The organism is Sphingobium salicis subsp. salicis (genome assembly GCF_049472635.1).
In the GTDB taxonomy this organism is placed as follows: domain Bacteria; phylum Pseudomonadota; class Alphaproteobacteria; order Sphingomonadales; family Sphingomonadaceae; genus Sphingobium; species Sphingobium yanoikuyae_A.
In genome coordinates this window covers 1,321,287-1,345,113 of sequence record NZ_JAYRCS010000001.1, presented here as the reverse complement: position 1 = coordinate 1,345,113, position 23,827 = coordinate 1,321,287, and the positions used below count along the sequence as shown (strand labels likewise).

24 protein-coding genes are annotated in these 23,827 nt (G+C 65.5%); 14 read left to right on the top strand and 10 right to left on the bottom strand.

Annotation, left to right across the window (positions count from 1 at the left end; all coding sequences use genetic code 11):
* Positions 1–3: 3 nt before the first annotated feature.
* From VHN57_RS06525 to pgsA, 3 genes are read right to left on the bottom strand one after another with little or no spacing between them, the layout of a single operon-like run.
* Entirely contained in the window at positions 4–447 is a 444-nt protein-coding gene (locus VHN57_RS06525; protein WP_278987850.1) for a molybdenum cofactor biosynthesis protein MoaE, read from the bottom strand.
* Positions 444–704 carry a molybdopterin converting factor subunit 1 gene (moaD, locus tag VHN57_RS06520; RefSeq protein ID WP_097382939.1) on the bottom strand — a complete coding sequence of 87 codons (261 nt, stop codon included), beginning with the start codon at positions 702–704 and terminating at the stop codon, positions 444–446. The genes VHN57_RS06525 and moaD overlap by 4 nt, the downstream gene beginning before the upstream one ends.
* A 5-nt stretch (positions 705–709) precedes the next feature.
* A complete protein-coding gene (gene pgsA / locus VHN57_RS06515; RefSeq protein ID WP_004212395.1) occupies positions 710–1,273 on the bottom strand; it encodes a CDP-diacylglycerol--glycerol-3-phosphate 3-phosphatidyltransferase in 564 nt (187 codons plus the stop codon).
* 131 nt (positions 1,274–1,404) lie between these two features.
* Here pgsA and VHN57_RS06510 point away from each other — a divergent pair, with 131 nt between their 5' ends.
* Positions 1,405–2,724, top strand: coding sequence for an MFS transporter (locus tag VHN57_RS06510; protein WP_004212394.1), 1,320 nt, complete (start codon positions 1,405–1,407; stop codon positions 2,722–2,724).
* On the opposite strand, the gene VHN57_RS06505 is transcribed toward VHN57_RS06510, so the two are convergent.
* Positions 2,721–2,930, bottom strand: a complete 210-nt coding sequence (locus VHN57_RS06505; protein ID WP_004212393.1) for a hypothetical protein — start codon at positions 2,928–2,930, stop codon at positions 2,721–2,723. The genes VHN57_RS06510 and VHN57_RS06505 overlap by 4 nt on opposite strands.
* A 107-nt stretch (positions 2,931–3,037) precedes the next feature.
* Here VHN57_RS06505 and VHN57_RS06500 point away from each other — a divergent pair, with 107 nt between their 5' ends.
* Together VHN57_RS06500 and VHN57_RS06495 are read left to right on the top strand one after the other, a co-directional pair.
* Positions 3,038–5,113 carry a transglycosylase domain-containing protein gene (locus tag VHN57_RS06500; protein ID WP_287002398.1) on the top strand — a complete coding sequence of 692 codons (2,076 nt, stop codon included), beginning with the start codon at positions 3,038–3,040 and terminating at the stop codon, positions 5,111–5,113.
* A gap of 171 nt (positions 5,114–5,284) precedes the next feature.
* On the top strand, positions 5,285–7,003 hold the full coding sequence (locus tag VHN57_RS06495; RefSeq protein ID WP_423283192.1) for an ATP-binding protein: 1,719 nt from the start codon (positions 5,285–5,287) through the stop codon (positions 7,001–7,003).
* Here the strand turns inward: VHN57_RS06495 and VHN57_RS06490 are convergent.
* From VHN57_RS06490 to VHN57_RS06480, 3 genes are all read right to left on the bottom strand, one after another.
* Complete coding sequence (locus VHN57_RS06490) at positions 7,000–8,172, bottom strand: BaiN/RdsA family NAD(P)/FAD-dependent oxidoreductase (RefSeq protein ID WP_278986875.1); 1,173 nt, start codon at positions 8,170–8,172, stop codon at positions 7,000–7,002. The two genes, VHN57_RS06495 and VHN57_RS06490, sit on opposite strands and share 4 nt — an antisense overlap.
* The gene (locus tag VHN57_RS06485) at positions 8,172–8,627 is read right to left on the bottom strand and encodes a YaiI/YqxD family protein (RefSeq protein ID WP_278986874.1); all 456 of its coding nucleotides are present in this window, start codon (positions 8,625–8,627) and stop codon (positions 8,172–8,174) included. The genes VHN57_RS06490 and VHN57_RS06485 overlap by 1 nt, the downstream gene beginning before the upstream one ends.
* Before the next feature lie 97 nt (positions 8,628–8,724).
* A complete protein-coding gene (locus VHN57_RS06480; RefSeq protein ID WP_278986873.1) occupies positions 8,725–9,711 on the bottom strand; it encodes an aldo/keto reductase in 987 nt (328 codons plus the stop codon).
* Positions 9,712–9,810: 99 nt separating this feature from the next.
* Here VHN57_RS06480 and VHN57_RS06475 point away from each other — a divergent pair, with 99 nt between their 5' ends.
* From VHN57_RS06475 to VHN57_RS06425, 11 genes are all read left to right on the top strand, one after another.
* On the top strand, positions 9,811–10,707 hold the full coding sequence (locus tag VHN57_RS06475; RefSeq protein WP_004212385.1) for a LysR family transcriptional regulator: 897 nt from the start codon (positions 9,811–9,813) through the stop codon (positions 10,705–10,707).
* A gap of 195 nt (positions 10,708–10,902) precedes the next feature.
* Positions 10,903–11,325, top strand: coding sequence for an iron-sulfur cluster assembly scaffold protein (locus VHN57_RS06470; RefSeq protein ID WP_278986872.1), 423 nt, complete (start codon positions 10,903–10,905; stop codon positions 11,323–11,325).
* Positions 11,325–13,127, top strand: coding sequence for a cation:proton antiporter domain-containing protein (locus tag VHN57_RS06465; protein ID WP_004212381.1), 1,803 nt, complete (start codon positions 11,325–11,327; stop codon positions 13,125–13,127). Before VHN57_RS06470 ends, VHN57_RS06465 begins: the two co-directional genes overlap by 1 nt.
* Positions 13,124–13,453, top strand: coding sequence for a DUF423 domain-containing protein (locus VHN57_RS06460; RefSeq protein WP_037522418.1), 330 nt, complete (start codon positions 13,124–13,126; stop codon positions 13,451–13,453). Before VHN57_RS06465 ends, VHN57_RS06460 begins: the two co-directional genes overlap by 4 nt.
* A gap of 44 nt (positions 13,454–13,497) precedes the next feature.
* On the top strand, positions 13,498–13,965 hold the full coding sequence (locus tag VHN57_RS06455) for a Fur family transcriptional regulator (protein WP_004212378.1): 468 nt from the start codon (positions 13,498–13,500) through the stop codon (positions 13,963–13,965).
* A gap of 10 nt (positions 13,966–13,975) precedes the next feature.
* Entirely contained in the window at positions 13,976–14,545 is a 570-nt protein-coding gene (pnuC, locus tag VHN57_RS06450) for a nicotinamide riboside transporter PnuC (protein WP_278986870.1), read from the top strand.
* Positions 14,542–15,564 carry an AAA family ATPase gene (locus VHN57_RS06445; protein WP_278986868.1) on the top strand — a complete coding sequence of 341 codons (1,023 nt, stop codon included), beginning with the start codon at positions 14,542–14,544 and terminating at the stop codon, positions 15,562–15,564. The genes pnuC and VHN57_RS06445 overlap by 4 nt, the downstream gene beginning before the upstream one ends.
* Before the next feature lie 10 nt (positions 15,565–15,574).
* Entirely contained in the window at positions 15,575–17,494 is a 1,920-nt protein-coding gene (gene dxs, locus VHN57_RS06440; protein ID WP_423283186.1) for a 1-deoxy-D-xylulose-5-phosphate synthase, read from the top strand.
* 84 nt (positions 17,495–17,578) lie between these two features.
* Positions 17,579–19,054, top strand: coding sequence for a DUF4403 family protein (locus VHN57_RS06435; protein ID WP_423283184.1), 1,476 nt, complete (start codon positions 17,579–17,581; stop codon positions 19,052–19,054).
* A 64-nt stretch (positions 19,055–19,118) separates the two neighbouring features.
* Positions 19,119–19,574: an SRPBCC family protein gene (locus VHN57_RS06430; RefSeq protein ID WP_423283182.1), complete on the top strand. Its 456-nt coding sequence runs from the start codon at positions 19,119–19,121 to the stop codon at positions 19,572–19,574.
* Positions 19,561–19,893, top strand: coding sequence for an ArsR/SmtB family transcription factor (locus tag VHN57_RS06425; protein ID WP_048936587.1), 333 nt, complete (start codon positions 19,561–19,563; stop codon positions 19,891–19,893). The genes VHN57_RS06430 and VHN57_RS06425 overlap by 14 nt, the downstream gene beginning before the upstream one ends.
* Before the next feature lies 1 nt (position 19,894).
* Here the strand turns inward: VHN57_RS06425 and VHN57_RS06420 are convergent, their stop codons facing one another.
* The 3 genes from VHN57_RS06420 to ileS are packed head-to-tail and all read right to left on the bottom strand — an operon-like array spanning position 19,895 to position 23,723.
* Entirely contained in the window at positions 19,895–20,329 is a 435-nt protein-coding gene (locus VHN57_RS06420; RefSeq protein ID WP_004212371.1) for a DUF3035 domain-containing protein, read from the bottom strand.
* Complete coding sequence (gene lspA / locus VHN57_RS06415; RefSeq protein ID WP_037522434.1) at positions 20,329–20,841, bottom strand: signal peptidase II; 513 nt, start codon at positions 20,839–20,841, stop codon at positions 20,329–20,331. Before lspA ends, VHN57_RS06420 begins: the two co-directional genes overlap by 1 nt.
* Positions 20,838–23,723, bottom strand: coding sequence for an isoleucine--tRNA ligase (ileS, locus tag VHN57_RS06410; RefSeq protein WP_423283179.1), 2,886 nt, complete (start codon positions 23,721–23,723; stop codon positions 20,838–20,840). The genes lspA and ileS overlap by 4 nt, the downstream gene beginning before the upstream one ends.
* Between the last annotated feature and the right edge of the window lie 104 nt (positions 23,724–23,827).

Sequence of the window (23,827 nt, the reverse complement as noted above, 5' to 3'; positions counted from 1 at the left end):
CGATCAGCGATCCCAGCCCTGCGCCTTGGCCTCATCCTCGGCGCGGGGCGCGACCCAGGCGCCTGCGCCATCGGCATAATGCGCCTTTTTCCAGAAGGGCGCGCGCGATTTCAGCCAGTCGATCAGGAAGGCACAGCTATCTAGCGCCGCCGCGCGATGCCGTGATGCCGTGCCGACGAACACGATCCGCTCGCCCGGCAGCAACCGACCATGGCGATGGATGATCGACAGCCCCAGCAGCGGCCAGCGCGCCATCGCCTCATCCGCGATCCGTTCGGCCTGGCGCTGCGTCATCGCCGGATAATGTTCCAGTTCCAGCGCCACCAGCCCCTCTTCGCCGCGGACGATACCGGTGAAACTGGCCACCCCGCCGCCGCCCAGCGCTTCGAGCGCGGCAAGCTCGGCCGAAATATCGAAATCATCCGCCTGGATGGCGACCCGTTTCATCCACCCGTGACCGGCGGGAACAGCGCCAGTTCCCGCGCCGTGCCGATTGCCTGATCGAAACCGACAAACTGCTGGTCCAGCGCCGCGCGCAACCGAACGGGATCGGCCAGCGCCTCGGCATAGCCACCGCCCTGTGCCGCCAGTCGCGCCACCAATTCAGCTACAGTTTCCTCCGGCGAAGCCAGTTCGACCCGCTCCTCATCACGGCCAATGGCTTCGCGCACCCAGGCAAAATAGACGAGGGTCACAGCCGCCATGCCGGTCAGTCCATATGCTTGATGCCGACGCGCAGATAATCCCAGCCGGTAATCAGCGTCAGGATCGCGGCGGCCCACAGCGTCAGGATGCCGACGCTCTGCACGAAGGGAAATTGCGGCACGGCGCCGGCCAGGATCAGGGCGCCCAGCGCAATCAATTGGAACGTCGTCTTCCACTTGGCCAGGCGCGACACCGGGACCGACACCTGAAGGCCGGCCAGAAATTCCCGCAGCCCCGACACGGCAATCTCGCGCAGCAGGATGATCATCGCGGCCGCGATATGGATGCCGGCGATGTCCCGCGTCGCGGCGAGCATCAGGATGACCGCGCCGACCATGATCTTGTCCGCTATCGGATCAAGGAACACACCCAGCTTGGACACCGCGCCCTGCGCACGGGCGAGGTAGCCATCGAAATAGTCGGTGATGCCCATCAGGCAGTAGAGACCGAAGGCCAGGCCATAGCCCGTGGTCCAGCGCGCGCCCATCTCGCCGGGCCACAACAGGGCCACCAGCAAGGGCACGGTGATGATGCGCGAAAGCGTCAGCAAATTGGGCAGCGTCAGCATCAGGGCGACCTGCCACAGTCCCGCATCGGGCACAAGCGAAGGCAGCAAGAAGTGAACAGGAAATTGGACAGGCCCGCCTGCAGCGGCTAGACCGCCCCCCGGTCGTCCACAGCGAAAAGCCAAACGCACTCATGCAAGCCTCACTCAGGCTCCTCAAAAAGCGCCGTTTTCTGCCGCTTTTCATCACCCAGCTTCTCGGCGCCTTCAACGATAACCTGTTCAAGAACGCCATGGTGCTGTTCGTGGTGTATCAGGTCTATAATGACGAGCGGTCCGAAACCTGGTTCAGTGCGCTGGCCACCGGCATCTTCATCATTCCCTTCTTCCTGCTGTCCGCCCTGTCGGGCCAATTGGCCGATCAGCGCGACAAGGCGGTCATCATCCGCTGGGTGAAGGCAGCCGAAATCGTCATCATGACGGTCGGTGCGACCGGCCTGGCGCTGATCTGGAGCGGCATAGCCGTCCATATCCTGGCGATCCCGCTGCTGCTCGCCGCGCTGTTCGCGATGGGCATCCACTCCACCTTCTTCGGCCCGATCAAATATGCGATCCTGCCCCAGCATCTGCATGATGACGAGGTTCTGGGCGGCACCGGGCTGGTGGAAGCCGGCACCTATATCGCGATCCTGGCCGGCACCATCCTCGCCGGCATCATCCCGATCGAGGCTGCGGCCATCGGCGTGGTGGTGACCGCCTTCATTGGCTATTTTGCCAGCCGGGCCGTGCCCCCTGCCCCATCGCTGCTCGCCAAGCAGCCGATCGACTTCCATGTCATCCGATCCTCGGTCGCGCTGGTGCGCGGCACGATGCATATTCCGCGCCTCTATCTGGCGATCATGTCGATCAGCTTCTTCTGGGCCGTGGGATCGGTGCTGTTCATCCAGTTCCCGCCGCTGGTGAAGAATGTCCTGACTGCCGACAAGTCGGTTGCCAGCCTGTTCCTGGCGATCTTCTCGATCGGCATCGCGATCGGATCAATCGCGATCAACCGGCTGCTCGCCGGCCATGTCTCGGCCAAATATGCGCCCGCGTCGGTGATCGGCATGGGCTGCTGCATCATCGCCTTCCATGTGGTGTGCGACCTGTGGACGCCCGCGCCCGGCGGCCAGATGCTGCCGCTCGCCGGCTTCCTCGCCCATCCGATGGCGATCCCGCTGTCGCTCTGCCTGCTCGGCGTGGCGACCTTTGGCGGCATGTTCGTGGTGCCGCTCTACGCCTTCCTCACCACCACGGTCGAGAAGTGCGAAGCGGCGCGCACCGTTGCGGCCAACAATATCGTCAATTCCGGCGCCATGGTGGTCGGATCGCTGATCGCGATCGGCCTGACCCTGGCCGGCCTGGAGGTGGTCTATCAGCTGCTGCTGGTGGCGGCGATGTGCCTGCCCTGCGCCTGGCTGGCCTGGCGGCTGCACAAGGCCTGTGACGGCCCGGCCTGCAGCGGCGAGCTTTAGAAGATAAAGCTGTAGAAAGCCGTGAAGAAGGCCGAGAAGCTCAGCACGAACAGCTTCCAGTCATTATCGTCGGAGACGGCCACATCGCGGCGGCGACGCGCCTGCGACGACGCATCGTCCGTCAGCTGGAAAATGTGACGGGGCAGCCGCTGCCGAAAGGGGTGCCGGGCGGCTTCGTTGGTGAGGACGAGGACTCGGTTTCTCATAAGGATTGGTTAACGCGATATTTACCATTAGTTCCATGGCAAATTTCGTAAAATCCGGGATGTCCCGTCGCGGGACAGACTTGACCGTATCAACAACATAATACAGCATGGCCGTGCCGATGACCGAATTGCCCAACCCCGCCCCTACCGGCACGCCCGCCCCGGCTGCTGACGAAGCGCGCCCGTTCGGCGCCGGGCCGCCCAGCGCCTTTGCCCCGCCCACCCCGTGGAAGCGGCGACTGCAGATATTCGGCTGGATCGTGGCGGCGGGGCTGGCCCTGTTGATGCTGATCATCGCCTGGCTGGCGGTGACGGCGCCGATGTCGCGTTCGCTCCAGCCCATTGCCCCGCCCAGCATCAGCCTGATGTCGGCCGATGGCCATCTGGTCGCGCGGCGCGGCGCCATCATCGACAAGCCGGTGGAGGTGGCCAAGCTGCCCGCCCATGTGCCCCAGGCCTTCATGGCGATCGAGGATCGTCGCTTCTATGACCATTGGGGTGTCGATCCGCGCGGCATCGCCCGCGCCATGTGGCACAATATCTGGTCCGACGGATCATCGCAGGGCGGCAGCACCATCACCCAGCAGCTGGCCAAGGGCGTATTCCTGTCCAGCGACCGGACCATGGGCCGCAAGGCGCGCGAAGCGCTGATCGCCTTCTGGCTGGAGGCCTGGCTGACCAAGGACCAGATCCTCGAACGCTATCTCTCGAACGTCTATTTCGGCGACAATGTCTATGGCCTGCGCGCCGCCTCGCTCCATTATTTCGATCGTCAGCCCGAACGGCTGACCATATCCCAGGCCGCGATGCTGGCCGGCCTGCTGAAGGCGCCCTCGCGCCTCGCGCCGACCAGCAACCTGAAGGGCGCGCGTGCCCGCGCTGCGCTAGTGACGCAGGCGATGGTCGAGGCCGGCTATATCAGCAAGGCCCAGCGCGATCAGCTCGCCCCAGCCCGCCTTGATGTGCGCGAGTCCCCGGATGCCACCAGCGGCACCTATTTTGCCGACTGGGTGCTGCCGGAAGCGCGCGACCGGGCCGGCGCCGTCTATGGCGCGCAGGAGGTGAAGACGACGCTCGACTGGCGCATCCAGCGCCTCGCCGAAGCAGCGATCCGGCGCGCGCCGCTGGGCGGGGCACAGGTGGCGCTGGTGGCGATGAAGCCGGACGGCAGCGTCGTCGCCATGATCGGCGGCAAGAATTACGAGAAGAGCAGCTTCAACCGCGCCGTGCAGGCGAAGCGCCAGCCCGGCTCCACCTTCAAGCTGTTCGTCTATCTCGCCGCGTTCCGCGCCGGCATGACGCCCGACGACATGATCGAGGATACGCCGATCACCACCGGCACCTATCGCCCGGCCAATCATGGCGGCAAATATCGCGGCCGCATCACGTTGCGCCAGGCCTTTGCCGCGTCGAGCAATGTGGCAGCCGTGCGCCTGACCCAGAAGGTCGGCGTCGACAATGTCATCAAGGTTGCCCGCGATCTGGGCGTTACCGCGCCGCTGACCGAGGATCTCAGCCTCGCGCTCGGCACGTCGGAAATCCCGCTTGTGGAACTGGCCGAGGCCTATGCGTCGGTGGCGGCCGGCGCCTATCCGGTGCTCGCCCATGGCCTGCCGCCCGAGGAACAGGGCTGGTTCGACCGGCTGATGAAGCGCCAGCGCCATTTCAGCGACGACCAGCTCGAAATGATCCGCGACCTCTTGTCGTCCGCCGCCAATCGCGGCACCGGCAGCGCAGCGGCGCTGCGCACCAGCACCTTCGGCAAGACCGGCACGACCCAGGATAGTCGCGACGCGATTTTCGTCGGCTATGCCGGCGGCCTGGTGACGGCGGTATGGATTGGCAATGACGACAATGCCCCGCTGCCCGGCGGCGCGGCCGGCGGCGGTGTGCCAGCACGTATTTGGCGCAATTTCATGGCTGGCGCGATCAACGAGCCGGTCGAGAAGGTGCCCGAGGAAGAGCAGGATCCCGATCTGGTCAACGCCATCGCCAATGTCAGCGTCGAAACCGGCATCGGCAATGTCGGCGTCGGCATGGATCAGGGCGGAATGACCGTCACCATCGATGGCAACCAGCTTCGCATTCCGTCAGACCAGCCCTTGCCGCTGCCGCCGCAGGGCGTGCCCCCACCGCGAATCGCGCCGACCCAACCGCAGGAGAATGAGCCGCCACAGCCATGACGGCGATTTCGATACCCCCGCATTTCATGGCTGCGCGCCAGCGCGAACAGGCCGTAAAATTGCGTATATTATGTAATCATACCTAGTCTTAACCTACTGACAAATCTCCATTTCCCCTGCCCGTCTGATCGATGATATAGTGCGATTCCCTTCCACTTCAGAGGTCACACGATGAATGGAGCATATGGCCGGGAAGACCATTCGACGCAGAAGGCGCTCGCCGCCCGCTGGACCATAGCGGCCGAGGCCATGGAAGCCCTGGCCGGCGCGCGGTCCCTGGATGCGGTGGTCGCCGTCCTGCGCGCCTTCGCCCGCCGCGCCGTCGGCGCAGACGGTATCGCGGTCGTGCTGCGCGACGGCGACAAATGCCATTATATCGCCGAGGACGCCAAGGCACCTTTATGGGCCGGGCAACGCTTCCCGGCGGAAACCTGTGTGTCCGGCTGGGCGATGCTGAACCAGGAAACTGCGGTCATCGCCGACATATTCGACGATGTCCGGGTGCCGGTGGACGCCTATAGCCAGACCTTCGTCCGCAGCATGATCATGGTGCCGATCGGCCGGGTCGACCCGATCGCCGCCGTGGGCGCCTATTGGTCCGAGCCGGCGATGCCGACCGACAACGAGATTTCGCTGCTCGAAGCGCTGGCGCGGGCCGCGTCCACCGCACTCGAAAATGGCCGGCTCTTCAGCGCACTCGAATCCCTGAACGATCATCTGGACCAGCGCGTGCGCGAACGCACGAGCGAACTGGAAAGCGCGCAGGACAAGCTACGGCAAATCCAGAAGATGGACGTGCTGGGCCAGTTGACCGGGCATGTCGCGCACGACTTCAACAATCTGCTGACGCCGATCATCGGCGGGCTGGACCAGATCATCGCCGGCGGTCGATCCCCCGAAGCGGTCGCCCGTACCGCCAATATCGCGATGCAGGCGGCGGAAACCGCGCAGACGCTGGTCAAGCGGCTGCTCGCCTTTGGCCGTCGCCAACCGTTGCAACCGACATCGGTCAATCTTTCCGAGACGCTGGAGAATATGCAGACCTTGCTGGTCAGCACGGTCGGCCCGCAGATCATTCTCCATGTCGACGCCGCGCCGGATGTGCCGCCGGTACGCGCCGATCGACATCAGCTGGAACTGGCCATCCTCAACCTGGTGGTCAACGCGCGCGACGCCATGCCGAACGGCGGCCAGGTCATCATTTCCGCCGAACGGTGCAAGAGCCGCCTCCCCGTGCCACTGATCCCCGGCCAATTTGTCTGCTTGCGTATCACCGACACCGGCATTGGCATGACCCCGGCAGTCAAGGCGTCCGCAACCGAGCCCTTCTTCACGACCAAGCCGGTCGGTCATGGCACCGGGCTTGGCCTGTCGATGGCGCATGGCCTGGCCGGCCAGTTGGGCGGTGCGCTCGAAATCGTCAGCGAAGTGGGCCAGGGCACGGAAATCCAGCTCTGGTTGCCGATCGAGAAGCAGAAGCCGGTGGCCGTTGTGGCGGATGGCGATGGCGGCGAGATCACAGCAACGCAAGGCAAGGTGCTGCTGATCGACGACAATGCCTTGGTCCGCCATGGCACGCGGGAAATGCTGACCGACCTAGGCTATGACGTGGTCGACATCGACAATGCCGAACTGGGGCTCAGCATGATCGCCGCCGATTTCCGGCCCGACATTGTCGTCACCGACCATATCATGCCCGGCATGACCGGCGCCGAACTGGCGCTGCGGTTGCGCGTCGACCATCCCGAGATCGCGTTGCTCATCATATCGGGCTATGAAGGCGTCGACCTGATCGCACCGGATATTCCGCGCCTTTCCAAGCCCTTCCGCCGCCAGCATCTTCAGGCCAGCATCGCAGCCGCGCAGGCGCAGACGGTGGGGCGCGCCTAGAGCGCCTGCCCGGCCGCCCAGCCACTGGCCCAGGCCCATTGGAAATTATAGCCGCCAAGCCAGCCGGTAACGTCAACCGCCTCGCCAATGGCGTAGAGGCCCGGCACCTTGGCCGCTTCCATCGTCCGCGACGACAGGCCTGCGGTGGCGATGCCGCCGACCGTGACCTCCGCCTTGGCATAGCCTTCGGTGCCGGACGGTATGAAGGACCAGCCCGCCAGCCGCTCGCCGATCTGGCGCAGGGTCTTGTCGGGCAGATTGCCAAGGTCGCCCTGGGCGCCGATCCGTTCGAGCAGGGCATCGGCCATGCGCTCGGGGAAGCGCTCGACCAGCACGCGCCGCAAGCCGGTGCGCGGGCGATTGCGTTTCTCGTCCAGCAACCAGTCCACGCCGAGGTCGGGCAGGAAATTGACGTGGATCGGCGTGCGATGTTCCCAATAGGAGGAAATCTGCAGCATCGCCGGGCCGGAGAGGCCGCGATGGGTGAAGAGCGCCGCCTCGCGGAACCGGGTCTTGTTCCAGCGCACCTCCACCTCCGCCGAGACGCCCGACAGCGACTGGAACAGCGCGTCGTCCGGCCCCAGGGTGAAGGGCACCAGCGCCGGCCGGGGCTGCACCACCTTGAGATCGAACTGGCGCGCGATCTCATAGGCGAAGCCGGTAGCGCCCAATTTCGGGATGGAGGGGCCGCCAGTCGCCAGTACCAAAGACGGAGCCGACAGGATGCGATCGCCCAGCTTGACGCGAAACAGGCCATCGCCATGGCTGATATCCGTCACCGGCTGGCCCAGCGCCATGGTCACGCCGCCGGCCGCGCACTCCTCTGCCAGCATGGCGACGATCTGTGTCGCCGATCCATCGCAGAAAAGCTGTCCCAGCGTCTTTTCATGCCAGGCGATGCCATAACGGCCGATCAGGGTCAGGAAATCCTGCGGCGTGTAACGGCCCAGCGCCGATTTGGCGAAATGGGGATTGGCCGACAGATAGCGATCGGCAGCGGTATGGATGTTGGTGAAATTGCAGCGGCCGCCGCCGGAGATCAGGATCTTCTTGCCCGGCGCATCGGCATGGTCGGTCAGCAACACCCGGCGGCCGCGCTGGCCGGCGGTCGCGGCGCACATCATGCCGGCGGCGCCCGCGCCCAGGATTATCGCGTCATAATCGCCCATCACCGCCCCCGCTTCTTCCGCACGATGGCCTCGTCCAGCGCGGACAGGAAGCGCGAACGATCCGTCTTGGAGAAAGGCGGCGGCCCGCCGATTGGATCGCCCACGGCGCCGGCACGCAGGTCTGCCATGATCGCCCGCACCGCGATGGCGCTACCGATCGAGGCGCTGGTGAAGGGCTTGCCATTGGGCGCGATCACCCCCGCCCCGGCCTTGAGGCAGCGGTCGGCAAGCAGAATGTCGGCGGTGATGCAGAGCGTATCGGCACCGGCGCGTTCGGCGATCCAGTCGTCGGCGGCGTCGAACCCGTCGCTCACCACCACCCGATCGATCAGTTCGTGCGCCGGAATGCGGATCGGGCTGTTGCTGACGATGGTGACCGGCACGCCATGGCGGAAGGCAACCTTGTAGATTTCCTCCTTCACCGGGCAGGCGTCGGCATCGACCAAAATGTGCATCGCCGCGCTGTCCTTTCGTTCCGGCCGTTCGCGGCGGCGATAGGCGGACAGGCACCAACGTGCAATGGGCCAGGGAAACACCCCGGCCCATCCGTAGTTAGCGCCCGACGATTTCGAGCAGATGCGGCGGGTAGCGCTCGCCCTCGACCGGGATGGCATCTGCCGCCTCCCGAATACGGGTCAGGTCGGCATCACTCAGTTCGACCTTGGCCGCGCCCAGATTTTCCTCCAGCCGGTGCAGCTTGGTGGTGCCGGGGATCGGCACGATCCAGGGCTTCTGCGCCAGCAGCCAGGCGATCGCGATCTGCGCCGGGGTCACCCCCTTCTCGGCCGCGATGCCCTTGAGCAGATCGACCAGCGCCAGGTTCTTCTCCCGCGCCTCGGCGGCAAAGCGCGGCAGGCTGTTGCGGAAATCGCCTTCGACCAGCGCCGTATCCTTGCCGATCGCACCGGTCAGGAAGCCCTTGCCGAGCGGGCTGTAGGGCACGAAGCCGATGCCCAGTTCCTCGCAGGTTTCAAGGATGCCGTTGGTTTCCGGGCCACGGGTCCAGAGCGAATATTCATTCTGGAGTGCGGCGACCGACTGCACCGCATGGGCGCGGCGGACCGTTGCAGCTGACGGCTCGGACAGGCCGAAATGCCTGACCTTGCCCTCGGCGATCAGATCCTTGACCGCACCCGCCACATCCTCGATCGGCACGGCCGGATCGACGCGATGCTGGTAGAAAAGATCGATCACCTCGACACCCAGTCGCTTGAGCGAGGCGTCCGCCACCGCGCGGATATTGTCCGGCCGGCTGTTGAGCTCGCCAAGGCCGGCGCCGATGTCGAAGCCGAACTTGGTGGCGATCACCACCTGGTCGCGCACCGGCGCGAGCGCGGCGCCGACCATTTCCTCGTTGGTATAGGGGCCATAGACCTCCGCAGTGTCGAAGAAGGTGACACCGAAGTCGACAGCCGCACGGATCAATCTGATCCCGTCATCCTGGCTGACGGCGGTGCCATAGCCGAAGTTGAGGCCCATACAGCCAAGGCCAATGGCCGAAACCTCCAGCCCGCCCTTGCCCAAAAGTCGCTTTTCCATAGCGGTCACTCCGATTTGATGTCCGAACGGAAGATAGGCTGTCGCCAAGCGGCGGATTAGATCATAAAAGCGGCAAGACTTTATATCTGGAGTTCATGAATGCGGCGCGAAGAGCTGGTCGACCTCAACGCCTTCCTGATGGTCGCCGACACCGGCAATTTCACCCGAGCGGCCGCGCTGCTTGGCACGTCGCAGTCCGCGCTCAGCCATACCATCAGGCGGCTGGAAACCCGCCTGGGCGTCCGCCTGCTCACCCGCACCACCCGCAGCGTCTCCCTGACCGAGGCGGGCGATCGCCTGTCCGCCACGCTGCGCCCGGCGCTCGACAGCATCGCGACCGAACTCGCCTCGCTCGGCGACCTGCGCGAACGGCCGGCCGGCACCATCCGTATCACCGCCGCCGAACATGCCAGCAACACGGTCGTCTGGCCAGCATTGCAACGGCTGTTGCCGCGCTATCCCGACATCCATGTCGAATTGAGCATCGATTCCGGCTTTGTCGACATCGTCAAGGAGCGGTTCGATGCCGGCGTGCGGCTGGGCGAGGCGATCGCCAAGGATATGGTCGCCGTGCGCATCGGCCCGGACCTGCGCATGATCGTGGTCGGCGCACCCGCCTATTTCGCCAGCCGCCCGGTGCCGCGCACGCCGCAGGATCTGGCCGCGCATGACTGCATCAATCTGCGCCTGCGCAGCGCCGGCGGCCTTTACGCCTGGGAACTGGAAAAGGACGGCCATGAAATCCGGGTGCGGGTGGAGGGGCAACTGGCCTTCAACAGCATCGAGATGATCCGCCGCGCCGCCCTCGCTGGCTTCGGCCTCGCCTTCGTGATGGAGGATCAGGTGCGCGCCGACATCGACGAAGGCCGGCTGATCCCGGTGCTGGAGGACTGGTGCCCGCCCTTTGCCGGCTATCATCTCTATTACCCCAGCCGCCGCCAGCCCGCCGCTGCGTTCAGCATATTGGTCGACGCGCTGCGCTATCGCGGCCCCTAGGGGCGATCGACATTCAGATGATGATGTGACGAAAATGGTGGTTTTCCGTAATCCGGAGCGCAGCGTACTTAAAGTACGTGAGCACCGGAAGTGCGGAAGGCCGCCATTTGCAGGCCGTCAGGGCTGAATGTCGATTGACCCTAGGCCATTTTGCCGCCTTCTCCCGCAGGCATAACTGTCCTACATGGAGGGACAATGAGCGCATCCCTCTACAATAACGACATTCTTCGCCTCGCCGCGAGCATCCCGCACCACCAGCGGCTGGCCGATCCGCAGGCCAGCGTGGAGAAGCGGTCACCGACCTGCGGCTCGCGCATCACCGCCGATGTCCGCATGGCCGACGGCAGGCTCGCCGAAATGGGCCTGGACGTGAAGGCCTGCGCCCTGGGCCAGGCCTCCGCCGCGCTGATGGCGGCGCAGGCGATCGGCCTCACTGCTGACGAACTGGCCGAAGCGCGCGACAAGCTGGCCGCCTATCTGTCGGGCAAGAGCGAGGATCTGGATTTCTGGCCCGGCCTGGCGGTGCTGGCGCCGGCCCGCGGCTATCCCGCGCGCCATCCCTCGATCCGGCTGGGTTTCGAGGCGATCGCCGAAGCCGCACGGATGGCGGACGCCTGATGCCGGTCGCCGAAACCGCCATGTCAGCCACCGACGTCCTCCTGTCCGAGGGCGTGATCCTGCTCGGCGTCGCCGTGGCCTTCGTCCTGCTGTTCCGCCGCTTCGGCCTGGGTGCGGTGCTGGGCTATCTGGTCGCCGGCGCCCTCGTCGGCCCGCAGGGGCTTGGTCTGGTCGGCGGCGCGGAATCGAAGCTCGCCATTGCCGAAATCGGCATCGTCCTGCTGCTCTTTCTCGTCGGGCTCGAACTCCATCCCGCGCGCCTGTGGCGACTGAAGCGCGACATCTTCGCGCTTGGCCTGGCGCAGGTCGTGCTGTGCGGCCTCGCCCTCATCGCGATCATCTTCTACTCGACCGGCTTCACCTGGGGCGCCGCGATCGCGCTTGGCCTGCCGCTCGCCCTCTCCTCAACCGCGCAGGTGCTGCCCAGCCTCAAGAGCAGCGGCCGCATCAACTCGCCCTTCGGTGAGAAGGTCTTCTCGATCCTGCTGTTCCAGGATCTCTCGATCGTCCCGCTGATCACCATCGTCGCCGCCCTGTCCCGCAATCCGGCAGATGCCGGCGGTCCGCCCGGATGGGTGCTGGCCGGCTATACCGTCGCCGCGATCGCCGGGCTGGTGCTGGCCGGCCGCTTCATCCTGCGACCGTTGCTCAATCTGGTCGGTCGGCAGGGCGAGCGCGAACTGTTCGTTGCAGTCGGCCTGTTCACCGTGCTGGCCGCCGCATCTGTGATGCACAGCCTGCATCTCTCGACCGCGCTTGGCGCCTTCGTCGCGGGCGTGATGCTGGCCGACTCGCCCTATCGCCACGAGATCGAATCCGACGTCGAGCCGTTCCGCTCCATCCTGCTCGGCCTCTTCTTCCTGGCCGTCGGCATGGTGCTGGACCTGCGCGCCGTCGCCGCCAATCCCCTGTTCGTCATCGGCATGGCGGCGATGCTGGTGGCCGCCAAGACCGCGATCATCGCCCTGCTCGCCCGGCTGTTCGGCATGGCCTGGCAACAGGCGCTGAGCGCCGGCCTGCTACTCTCCCAAGGCGGTGAATTCGGCTTCGTCCTCTTCGCCCAGGCGCAGAATGCCTATCTGATCGCACCGCAGGCGGCGAGCCTGTTCAGCGCGATCGTCACCTTCTCGATGGCGACCACGCCCTTCCTGATGCTGTTTGCCCGCCGCTTCGAATTCGCTCAGCCCAAGGATCGCGACGACCTGCCGGGGCCGGAGGATGCGCCGCGCGGCAGCGCTATCATCGTGGGCTATGGCCGGTTCGGCCAGACCGTGGCGCAGATGCTGATGGGCCATGGCTTCGGCGTCGTGCTGATCGACAAGAAGCCCGCCCAGATCGAGGTGTCGAGCCGCTTCGACATGAAGGTCTATTATGGCGATGGCACGCGGATCGACCTGCTCCGCCGCGCCGGTGCCGACGAAGCCCGGCTGATCGCCTTCTGCATCGACGATCCTTCGCTGGATGGCCGTGTGCTGCAGCCCATTGCCGAAGCCTTCCCCCAGGCCGCGCTGATGGCGCGCGTGTTCGATCGTCGCCAGATCCTGGCGATGCAGGATATCGAACTGGCCGGCGTGGTGCGGGAAGTATTCGAATCGGCCATCTGCATGGGCGTGCAGGCGATGCAGACGCTGGGCGTGCCGCCGGAAGAGGTCGAGGAAGTCGAGCGTCAATATCGCGAGAATGACGGCCAGCGCCTCGCCCTGCAGATCGAGCATGGCAATCTGCTGGCGGCCAAGGACCTGATGTACCGCCCCGGCCGGGGCATGCGCCTGCGCGCGCGCGGAGATGGAGAAGAAGCATGATCGCCATTCTGGCCGCCCTGTCGGCAGCGCTCGCCATTGCTGCCGGTGCCTTTGGCGCCCATGGCGCCGCCAGCCCGCAGGCGGCGGAGTGGCTGCGCACCGGCGGACTCTATCAGCTGATCCATGCCGTCGCGGTCCTGACGATCATGGGCATCACGCGCGGCGGCGCCCTGTTGCTACTGATCGGCGCGGCGATCTTTGCAGTCAGCCTCTATGCCATGGCGCTGGGCTGCCCGCGCTGGCTGGGCGCGGTGACACCGATCGGCGGCGCAATGATGATCGGCGGCTGGCTTTGGGCGGCTTTTGCCTATTGGCAGCGCGGCTGAGCCAGCCACTTGCCGCCGCAGTTGGACACGCCTAGATAATCGCCATGGCAGATCATTCGCACCATCATCATCAGGAACCCACCGGCAAGAAGCTGGCCGACGCGGCGCAGGCCACGCTGGAGGCGAAGGATGAGCAGTGGACGCCGATGCGCGCCGCCATCTTCGACGCGCTGGCGGCCGAAGAAAAGCCGGCATCGGCCTATGATATCGCCGACACCGTGTCGAAAGCGCGCGGCAAGCGGGTTGCGCCCAACAGCGTCTACCGCATCCTCGACCTGTTCGTGGCGAACAATATCGCGATGCGGGTGGAAAGCGCGAACGCCTATATCGCCAACGCGCATCCCGGTTGCCATCATGACTGCATCTTCCTGGTCTGCGACAATTGCGGCCAGGTGACGCATATCGACAATGATCCCATCACCGGATCGCTGCGGTCGGTGGCGGAAAAGGCCGGCTTTGCGCCGGTGCGTCCGGTGATCGAAGTGCGCGGCACCTGCAGCGCCTGCCACTGACGGGCGGTTCATGACCATCATCGAATGGGTCGCAGCGGCGCTCGGCCTGGTCAATGTCGTGCTGGTGGCGCGCCGTTCGCTGTGGAACTATCCGTTCGGCATCGCCATGGTCGCGCTCTATTTCTTCGTCTTCTTCGAGGCGAAGCTCTACAGCGATGCGCTGCTGCAGATCTTCTTCCTGGTGATCAATGCCTATGGCTGGTGGAACTGGGTGCATAGCGAGAAGGTCGCCGACGGCGGCATAGCGGTGGCGCGCCTTAGCGTTCCGGCCCGCCTCGCCTGGATCGCGGGCACGGCGCTCGCCAGCCTGGCCTGGGGCATGGGCATGGCCCGCTTCACCGATGCCGCCGCGCCCTTCGCCGACGCCATGATCGCCGGCATGAGCGTCGCCGCACAGATATTGCAGTCGCAGCGCAAGGTCGAAAGCTGGGTGCTGTGGGTGGCGGTCGATGCCCTCGCCACCGGCCTGTTCTGGAGCCGCGGCCTGATCGCGACGTCGATCCTCTACGCCATCTTCTTCTTCATCGCGCTATGGGGCCTGATCGCCTGGCGCCGCACGATGGACCGGGCGCCGACATGACCCGCGGCTTCCTGCTCGGCAAGTTCATGCCGCCCCATGCCGGCCATCAGATGCTGATCGACAGTGCGCGGCCGATGGTGGACGAACTCACCATCCTGGTCTGCTGGTTGCCGGGCGATCCGATCCCTGGTCCACTGCGGCTGCAGTGGATGCGCGAACTGGCGCCGGGCTGCCGGGTCATCGGCCATGATGCGGTCGTGCCGCAGGCGCCTGAAGACTCCGCCGACTTCTGGCCGATCTGGCGGGCCATCGTGGCCCAGGCCCATCCCGAGCCGATCGACCTGCTATTCGCGGGCGAAGCCTATGGCCTGCGGCTGGCGCAAGAGGTCGGCGGCCGCTTCGTGCCGCTGGGTGCCCGGATCCTGGGCGCGGACCAGGACGGACTGGGCGGTCTGTCCGCCAGCGCCGTGCGTGCCGATCCCTGGAGCCATTGGCGCTGGATCGCGCCGCCGATCCGCGCGCATTTCACCCGGACGATCGTACTGCATGGCGTCGAAAGCACCGGCAAGTCGGTGCTGGCCGAACGGCTCGCCCGGCATTTCGACACGATCTGGGTGCCCGAATATGGCCGCGCTCAGGCCGAAGTTCACAGTGTCGATATGGACGAGGCCGACCTGCTGCTGATCGGCGCGGCCCAGTCCGCGACGATCACCGCCGGCCAGCGACTGGCCAACCGTCGCCTGTTCGCTGACACCGACGCGCTGATGACGGCGGCCTGGGCCGAGATGATGATCGGCCATGCGCCCGACGCGCTGCTCGCCTACCCGAAGGCCGACCTCTATCTGCTGCTGGAACCCGATGTCGCCTGGATCGATGATGGCACGCGTATCTATGGCGACGATCCGGTGCGGGCGCGATTTGCCGATATCAGCCGGAACGTGTTGATCAACAGCGGCGTTAACTGGGCTTCGGTCGGCGGGGATTGGGACAGTCGTTTCACCCGCGCCGTTTCCCTGATTGAAGATTTGGCGCCCCCCTACATGACGTCAGGGTTCGACTTGGCGCAGGAAAGCGAGTAGGCAGTTCCCCATGTCCAATCCGTCCACGCCGTTGCTCGACACCGTCAAGATCCCCGCCGACCTGCGCAAGCTGCAGCCCGACCAGCTCCGCCAGCTGGCCGATGAACTGCGCGCCGAAACCATCGCCGCCGTCGGCGTGACCGGGGGCCATCTGGGGTCGGGCCTGGGTGTCGTGGAACTGACCACCGCCATCCATTATGTGTTCGACACGCCCAACGACAAGCTGGTCTGGGACGTGGGCCATCAATGCTATCCGCACAAGATATTGACCGGCCGGCGCGATCGCATTCGCACCCTGCGCCAGGGCGGTGGCCTCAGCGGCTTCACCAAGCGCGCCGAATCCGAATATGACCCGTTCGGCGCGGCGCACAGCTCTACCTCGATCAGCGCAGCGCTCGGCTTTGCCGTCGCCAACAAGATGCAGGACAAGCCCGGCAAGGGCATCGCCGTAATCGGCGACGGCGCCATGTCGGCCGGCATGGCCTATGAGGCGATGAACAATGCGCGCGAGGCCGGCAACCGTCTGGTCGTCATCCTCAACGACAATGACATGTCGATCGCGCCCCCGGTCGGTGGCCTGTCCGCCTATCTCGCCCGGCTCGTGTCGAGCCGCGAGTTTCTGGGCCTGCGCGACATGGCCAAGAAGCTGGCGCGCAAGCTGCCCCGCCCGCTGCACAAGGCGGCCAAGAAGACCGACGAGTTTGCCCGCGGCATGGCGACCGGCGGCACTCTGTTCGAGGAACTGGGCTTCTATTATGTCGGCCCGATCGACGGCCATAATCTCGAACATCTGATCCCGGTGCTGGAGAATGTCCGCGATGCGGCCGAAGGACCGTGCCTGATCCATGTCGTGACCCAGAAGGGCAAGGGCTATGGCCCGGCCGAAGCGGCCGCCGACAAATATCATGGCGTGCAGAAGTTCGACGTCATCACCGGCACCCAGGCGAAGGCCCCTCCGGGGCCGCCCAGCTACACCAATGTCTTCGCTCAGGCGCTGATCGCCGAGGCCGAGCGCGATCCGCGCGTGTGTGCGATAACCGCCGCCATGCCGTCGGGCACGGGGCTCGACAAGTTCGAGCTGGCCTTCCCCGACCGCATCTTCGACGTCGGCATCGCCGAACAGCATGCCGTGACCTTCGCGGCGGGCCTCGCGGCGGAGGGCATGCGGCCTTTCTGCGCCATCTATTCGACCTTCCTGCAGCGCGCCTATGACCAGGTGGTGCATGATGTCGCGATCCAGAACCTGCCCGTGCGCTTCGCCATCGACCGCGCCGGTCTGGTCGGCGCCGACGGCTCCACCCATGCCGGCAGCTTCGACGTCACCTATCTCGCCAGCCTGCCCAATTTCGTCGTGATGGCCGCGGCCGACGAGGCGGAACTGACGCACATGGTCCATACCTGCGCCATGCACGACAGCGGGCCGATCGCGGTCCGCTATCCGCGCGGCAACGGCACCGGCGTCGCCATGCCGGAGGTTCCCGAAGCGCTGGAGATCGGCAAGGGCCGCGTCGTGCGCGAAGGGCGCCAGGTTGCGATCCTGTCGCTCGGAACGCGACTGGAGGAAGCGATGAAGGCCGCCGACACGCTGGAGGCCAAGGGCCTGTCGGCATCCGTCGTCGATCTCCGCTTCGCCAAGCCGCTGGACGAGGCGCTGATCCGCCGGATGCTGACCACCCATGAGGTGGCGGTGACGATCGAGGAAGGCTCGATCGGCGGCCTTGGCGCCCATGTCCTCACCCTGGCGAGCGACCTTGGCCTGACCGACAATGGCCTCAAGATCCGCACCATGCGCCTGCCCGACATCTTCCAGGATCAGGACAAGCCCGAACAGCAATATGCCGACGCGCGGCTGGATGCCGATGCGATCGTCGACACGGTGCTGACGGCGTTGCGCCACAACAGCGCCGGCGTGGAGGAAGCGCGGGCCTGAAGGTCCGCGCTGGACCTCCTCCCCCAACTGCCCTAGCCTGCCTTCCGCTGGACCATGTCCGGGAGAAGGCGGTTGGGCAGTACATTGGCGGGTCGACATCATCGCTGGCTGCTGCTCCTGCCGCTGCTCGCCGCCTGTTCGCAGAAACAGGTGGTAGAACCGCCGCCGCGCGCCAATGATCCCGTGCCGGCGACCAGCGCATCTTCCATCATCAGTGTCCCGGTGGAAATCGACCGCGCCCTGATTGCCCAGGCGATCGAGCGGGCCATGCCGCGCCAACTCTGGCGCATCGACCGGCCAGGCACGCGCTGCGTCCAGCCCAGGCGGGTCAAATTGCTCGGCAAGCAGATCAGGGTGACGCCGCCGATCGACTGCCATATCATCGGCGCGGTCACGCGCGGGCCGATCCGCCTGCGCGGCAATGGGCGCGATCTGATCGCCGACATCCCGATCCATGCGCAGGTCAGCGCGCGCGACATTGCCGGATTGCTGAAGGGCGAGACGGCCACCGGCGACGCCATGGCCCATGCCCGGATTCAGCTCGGCATCGATGACCAGTGGCGCCCTCACGGCACGCTGAAGCTCAGCTATGACTGGACGCAGACGCCCGGCATCGATTTCCTCGGCCAGCGCATCACCTTCGCCGACAAGGTCGACCGCAAGATCGCGCCGGTCCTGCGCGACCTCGAACGACAATTGCCGCGCGAACTGGCCAAGCTCGACCTGCGCAGCAAGATCGAGCGCCTATGGCGCGCGGCCTTCACCAGCCTTTCGCTCAACGACCATGATCCGCCGGTGTGGATGCGCATCACGCCGCAACGCTTCCTGTTCGACGGCTATGGCAACAGCGGCGCGCAACTGCGCTTCCGACTGGGAATAGAGGCGCTGACCGAAACCGTGGTCGGCGACCGGCCGGTCGATCCGCAGCCAACCGGACTGCCACCGCCCGCGCGTGCGCCGATCAATGACGCGCTGCATTTCTTCCTGCCGGTGCGGGCCGATTATGCGCAGCTGGAGCCGGTCATCCTGCGCGCCCTGCACAAGCGCGCCGCGCGTCCGTTCGAACTGCCCAAGCTGGGCTCGATCATCGCGCGGTTCGACAAGCTGGTCGCCTATGGCACTACGGGCAACCGTATCGCAGTGGGCGTCACGCTCGCGGCGCGGCCGGCGGACAGCAAGCTCGGCGATACCCATGGCACCGTCTGGCTGACCGCCCGCCCCGTCAACCAGCCCAATTCTGCGCTGGTCCATTTCGAGGATCTGCAGGTGACCGGCACCAGCGACGGGATCGGCGGCGACATCCTGATCGCGCTGGCGGGAAGCCCCGCCTTTTCCGCCGTCATCGCCGACGCCCTCAGCCAGAATTTCACCCATGATCTGGAGGAGTTGAAGGGCAAGATCAGGCGCGCCATCGGCGAGCGCAAAACCCCACATTTCCGTATCCGCACCCATTTGGACAGCACGGAAATCGGCCAGATCAGCGCCCATGGTCAGGGCTTGTATCTGCCCGTGCGGGCGACCGGCCGGGCCTCGATCCGCTACGCCGGCGGGCCGTTATAGAGCAACCATATAGTTGCACATCCCCGTCTTGAGGCGCATATAGGCAATCAGGAGGTTGCCTATCATGACCGGCAGCATCATCAAGACGATCGAGATCGCCGCACCAGTGGAGCGGGTATGGGACGCCCTGACCGACCATGTGCAATTCGGCACCTGGTTCCGCGTCGCGCTGGACCAGCCCTTTGCCATCGGCCAGCCCTCGACCGGGCATATGACCTATCCGGGCTATGAGGCGTATCGCTGGCAGGCGCGGGTCGTGGCGATCGAGCCGATGACCCGTTTTGCCTATGAATGGCCTGCGACCGGCGGCGACAAGGCGCTGATGGAGAGCGGCGTGCGGGTGCCCGAATGGACGCTGGTGGAATTCGTGCTGGAGCCAATCGACGGCGGCACCCGCCTGACCGTCACCGAAAGCGGGTTCGATGCGGTGCCCGAACCGCGCCGGACCAATGTCATGCGCGACAATGACGGCGGCTGGGCGGAACAGGTGAAGAATATCCGCGACCATGTCACCGGCTGAGATTTTCGCCGCCCTGGGTGATCCCACGCGCCTCAGCCTCATCGCGCGGCTGGGCGACGGCAATGGCCGGTCGATCGTGCAACTGGGCGAAGGCCTGCCGATCAGCCGTCAGGCGGTGGCCAAGCATCTGGATGTACTGCACGGCGCCGGGCTGGTGCGCAGGCGCAAGCAAGGGCGGGAAGTGCATTTCGCGCTACGCCGGGAGGCGGTTGCGGCGGCGCAGGACTGGCTCGGCCGGGTCGGCGCGCAATGGGATGGCACGCTCGCCCGGCTCAAGGCCCTCGTGGAAGGGGACGATCAGACGCCCCCCTCCCCCTAGATTATTGCTGCGGCGGGGTCGTCTGCGTGCCGGTGGCGGCGCGGGCGTCCTGGCCGTCGCCTTCCGGCGCAGCGATGATGTCGCGGGTGGTCGCGCCCTTGTCGACCACTTCGGTGCCCGGATCACCCGCCTGCGAGCGGATACCGGCAGCGGCGGTGCCACGGCCGGCCGAGTTCAGCGCCGCGCTTTCCGATGCGCTGCGCGGGGCCGGACCGCCGAACAGCGCTTCCTGCGCGGCGCGGCTCGAATCGACCGTGGCTGCAGCCGGGGTGCCCGGCGCGGGCGGGACCAGCGCGAAATCGGGCGGCACGACCAGCGGCGCCTGGCGCGTCACAGCGAACTCGTCGGGACGGCCACGATTGAGCAGGCCGTTACCACCGCCGCCGCACGCCGACAGGGTTGCAACAAGGCCGGCGGCGAGGATCAGTTTACGCATTACTTCAGGGTCTCCGTCTTTGCGCCCTTCTCGCGCAGCAGCAGCGCCCGCGCAAGCAGGATCAGCACGCCGAACGTGATGGCCGCGTCGGCCAGGTTGAAAATCAGGAAGGGCCGCCATTCGCCGAAATGCAGGTCGGCATAGTCGACGACATAGCCCAGACGCATCCGGTCGACGATATTGCCGATCGCGCCACCCAGCACCAGGCCGAGCGCCGCGACGTCGGACCGCGCCTTTTCGCGCCACATCCACACGCCCACGAAGCCGGCGATCAACATGGTCATGCCGACCAGCATCCAGCGCGTCGTGTCATTGTCGGCATGGAAGAAGCCCATCGAGACGCCGGGATTCTCCAGCCAACGCAGGCGGAAGAAGGGCAATATCTCGATTCCCGCATCCGCCCGGCTCTTCAGCGCGAGCGGATAGGTTACGGTATATTTGACCAACTGGTCGAGCGCGAGGGTGACGATCGCGACCGTCAGCCCCAGCGGGCGATGGTTTATGGCGCTCATGCCTTCAACACCTCGTCACAGCGGTGGCACAGCGTGCCATCTTCCTCGACCTCGGGCAGCAGGCGCCAGCAGCGGCCGCATTTGTGCCACTCGCTGGGCTTGACGATGATGCCGTCGCCCACGCCCATCTCGATCCGGGCGACGATGGCGATTTCGGCGAAGTTCACACCGTCGCTGGGCAGCATTTCGCCCATGGTGACATCGGCCTCCAGGCTGGAGCGGATCACCTTTTCACGGCGGAAGGGTTCGATCGCCTCGTTGACCTGCTCGCGCTGGTCGCGCAGCTCGGCCCATTTGTCGTTCAGATGATTGTCGATCCAGCGATGGTCGACTTCCGGCCATTCCAGGAAATGAACGCTATCCTCGTCACTTGGGAAGCGGCTCTGCCATACTTCCTCAGCGGTGAAGGGGATGATCGGCGCGACATAACGGACCAGCGCATGGAACAACGTGTCGAGCAAGGTGCGATAGGCGCGACGCTTGGGATCCGACTTCGCATCGCAATAGAGGCAGTCCTTGCGGATGTCGAAGAAGAAGGCCGACAGGTCGCTGTTCGCAAAGTCGAAGATGGCGCGGGTATAGCGGCTGAATTCCAGCCAATTCTCGCTCTTCGCCGCCTTGTCGACCACCGCGCGCAGTTCCGCGTCGAGCTGGGCCAGGCGATGGAGCATGTAGCGCTCCAGCTCCGGCATCTCGGCGTAGGACACCGCCTCGCTCTCATCATAGTCGGACAGGGCGCCGAGCATGTAGCGAAAGGTGTTGCGCAGCTTGCGATAGGCGTCGGACGAACCGGCCAGCACTTCCTTGCCGATGCGGACGTCATCGAAATAGTCGGTGCTGGCGACCCAGACGCGCAGGATGTCGGCGCCGCTTTCGGCCATGATCTTGAGCGGATCGACGACGTTGCCCAGCGACTTGGACATTTTCTTGCCCGATCCGTCGAGCGCGAAGCCATGGGTCAGCACCGCCTTGTAGGGGGCCTGGCCGCGGGTGCCGCAGCTTTCCAGCAGCGAGGACTGGAACCAGCCGCGATGCTGGTCCGACCCTTCGATATAGAGGTCGGCGCGGGTGCCCTCGCCATAACGGCCCTCGACCACGAAACTGTGGGTCGATCCGCTGTCGAACCAGACGTCGAGAATGTCGTTCACGACCTCATAGTCATTGAGGTCATAATCGGGGCCGAGCAGCGCCTGATGATCGGCGCCGAACCAGGCATCCGCACCGGCGTCCTTGAACGCCTCGATGATGCGTGCATTGACCGACTTATCAACGAGATAATCGCCAGTCTTGCGATGAACATAGAGCGCGATCGGCACGCCCCAGGCGCGCTGGCGGCTGATCACCCAGTCGGGGCGGCCTTCCACCATCGAGCGGATACGGTTGGTCGAACGCTCGGGCACCCAGCGCGTATGCTCGATCGCGTCGAGCGCGATCTCGCGCAGGGTCGGGCCGTTGCCGGTAACGATCGGCGTCGGCATCACGCCGCCATCGACATCGGCCACCACGCCTTCCTGCGGCTTGTCCATCGGGATGAACCATTGCGGGGTGCAGCGAAAGATGATCTTCGCCTTGGAACGCCAGCTATGCGGATAGCTGTGCTTGAAATCGTCCGACGCGGCGAGCAGCGCACCCGCTTCGCGCAGATCGGTGCAGATCGGCCCATCCTTGCCGACGAATTTGGGGTTGATGACCGAGCCCTGCCCGCCCAGCCACAGCCAGTCGGCGCGATACTTCCCGTCACCCTCGACCGCGAAGACCGGGTTCAGGCCGTTCGCCTTGCAGAGCGCAAAGTCGTCCTCGCCATGGTCGGGCGCCATATGGACAAGGCCGGTGCCCGCATCGGTCGTGACGAAATCGCCCGCAAGGAACGGGCGGGGACGGTCAAAGAAGCCGCCAAGCGCGTGCATCGGGTGACGGGCTACGGCGCCGGCGAGCTGCGAGCCGTTTACAAAGCCTTCAATGGCCCATGCACCAAACAATTCTGGGTTTTCGACACCGCGAACTGCCGCATCAGCGCGCGCTTGGAATGCAGCAACCAGTTCGGTTGCGATGAGGAAGCGGCCCAGCAGCTTTCCATCATGGTCCTTACAGGAGGTGATCGCATACTCCACCTCCGGCCCATAGGCCAAAGCCTGGTTCACCGGGATCGTCCAGGGCGTGGTGGTCCAGATCACCGCATGGGCGCCGACCAGTTCGGGCGCGTTCGGCGCTTCGACAATCTCGAACGCCACGTCGATCTGGGTCGACGTCACATCCTCATATTCCACTTCCGCCTCGGCCAGCGCAGTCTTTTCGACCGGGGACCACATGACGGGCTTGGCGCCGCGATAGAGCTGGCCGCTTTCGGCGAACTTCAGCAATTCGCCGACGATCGTCGCTTCCGCATCGAACTTCATGGTCAGATAGGGATCGGCCCAGTCGCCCATCACGCCCAGGCGCTTGAACTGCTCCTTCTGCACATCCACCCATTTGTCGGCATAGGCGCGGCACTGGGCGCGGAACTCGGACGCGGGCACCTCGTCCTTGTTCAGCTTCTTCTTGCGATATTCCTCCTCGATCTTCCATTCGATCGGCAGGCCGTGACAGTCCCAGCCGGGCACATAGGGCGCGTCCTTGCCGAGCAGCGACTGGCTGCGGACGATGATGTCCTTCAGCACCTTGTTCATCGCATGGCCCATATGGATGTCGCCATTGGCGTAGGGCGGGCCATCATGCAGGATGAAGCGTTCGCGGCCGGCGCGCTTCTCGCGCAGCTTGCCGTACAGGTCCATCGCCGCCCAGCGCGCGGCAATCGCCGGTTCCTTCTGCGCGAGGCCGGCCTTCATCGGAAAGTCGGTGACGGGAAGGAAGACGGTGGATTTGTAATCGGGCTGGTCGGTCATCGAATGTCCGTGCAAGTTTATGAATCCGTTCGCCCTGAGCGAAGTCGAAGGGCCGGCCCGAGGGAAGCGAGGGCTCTAACCGGGCCTCGGCTCCGCTCGGCCGC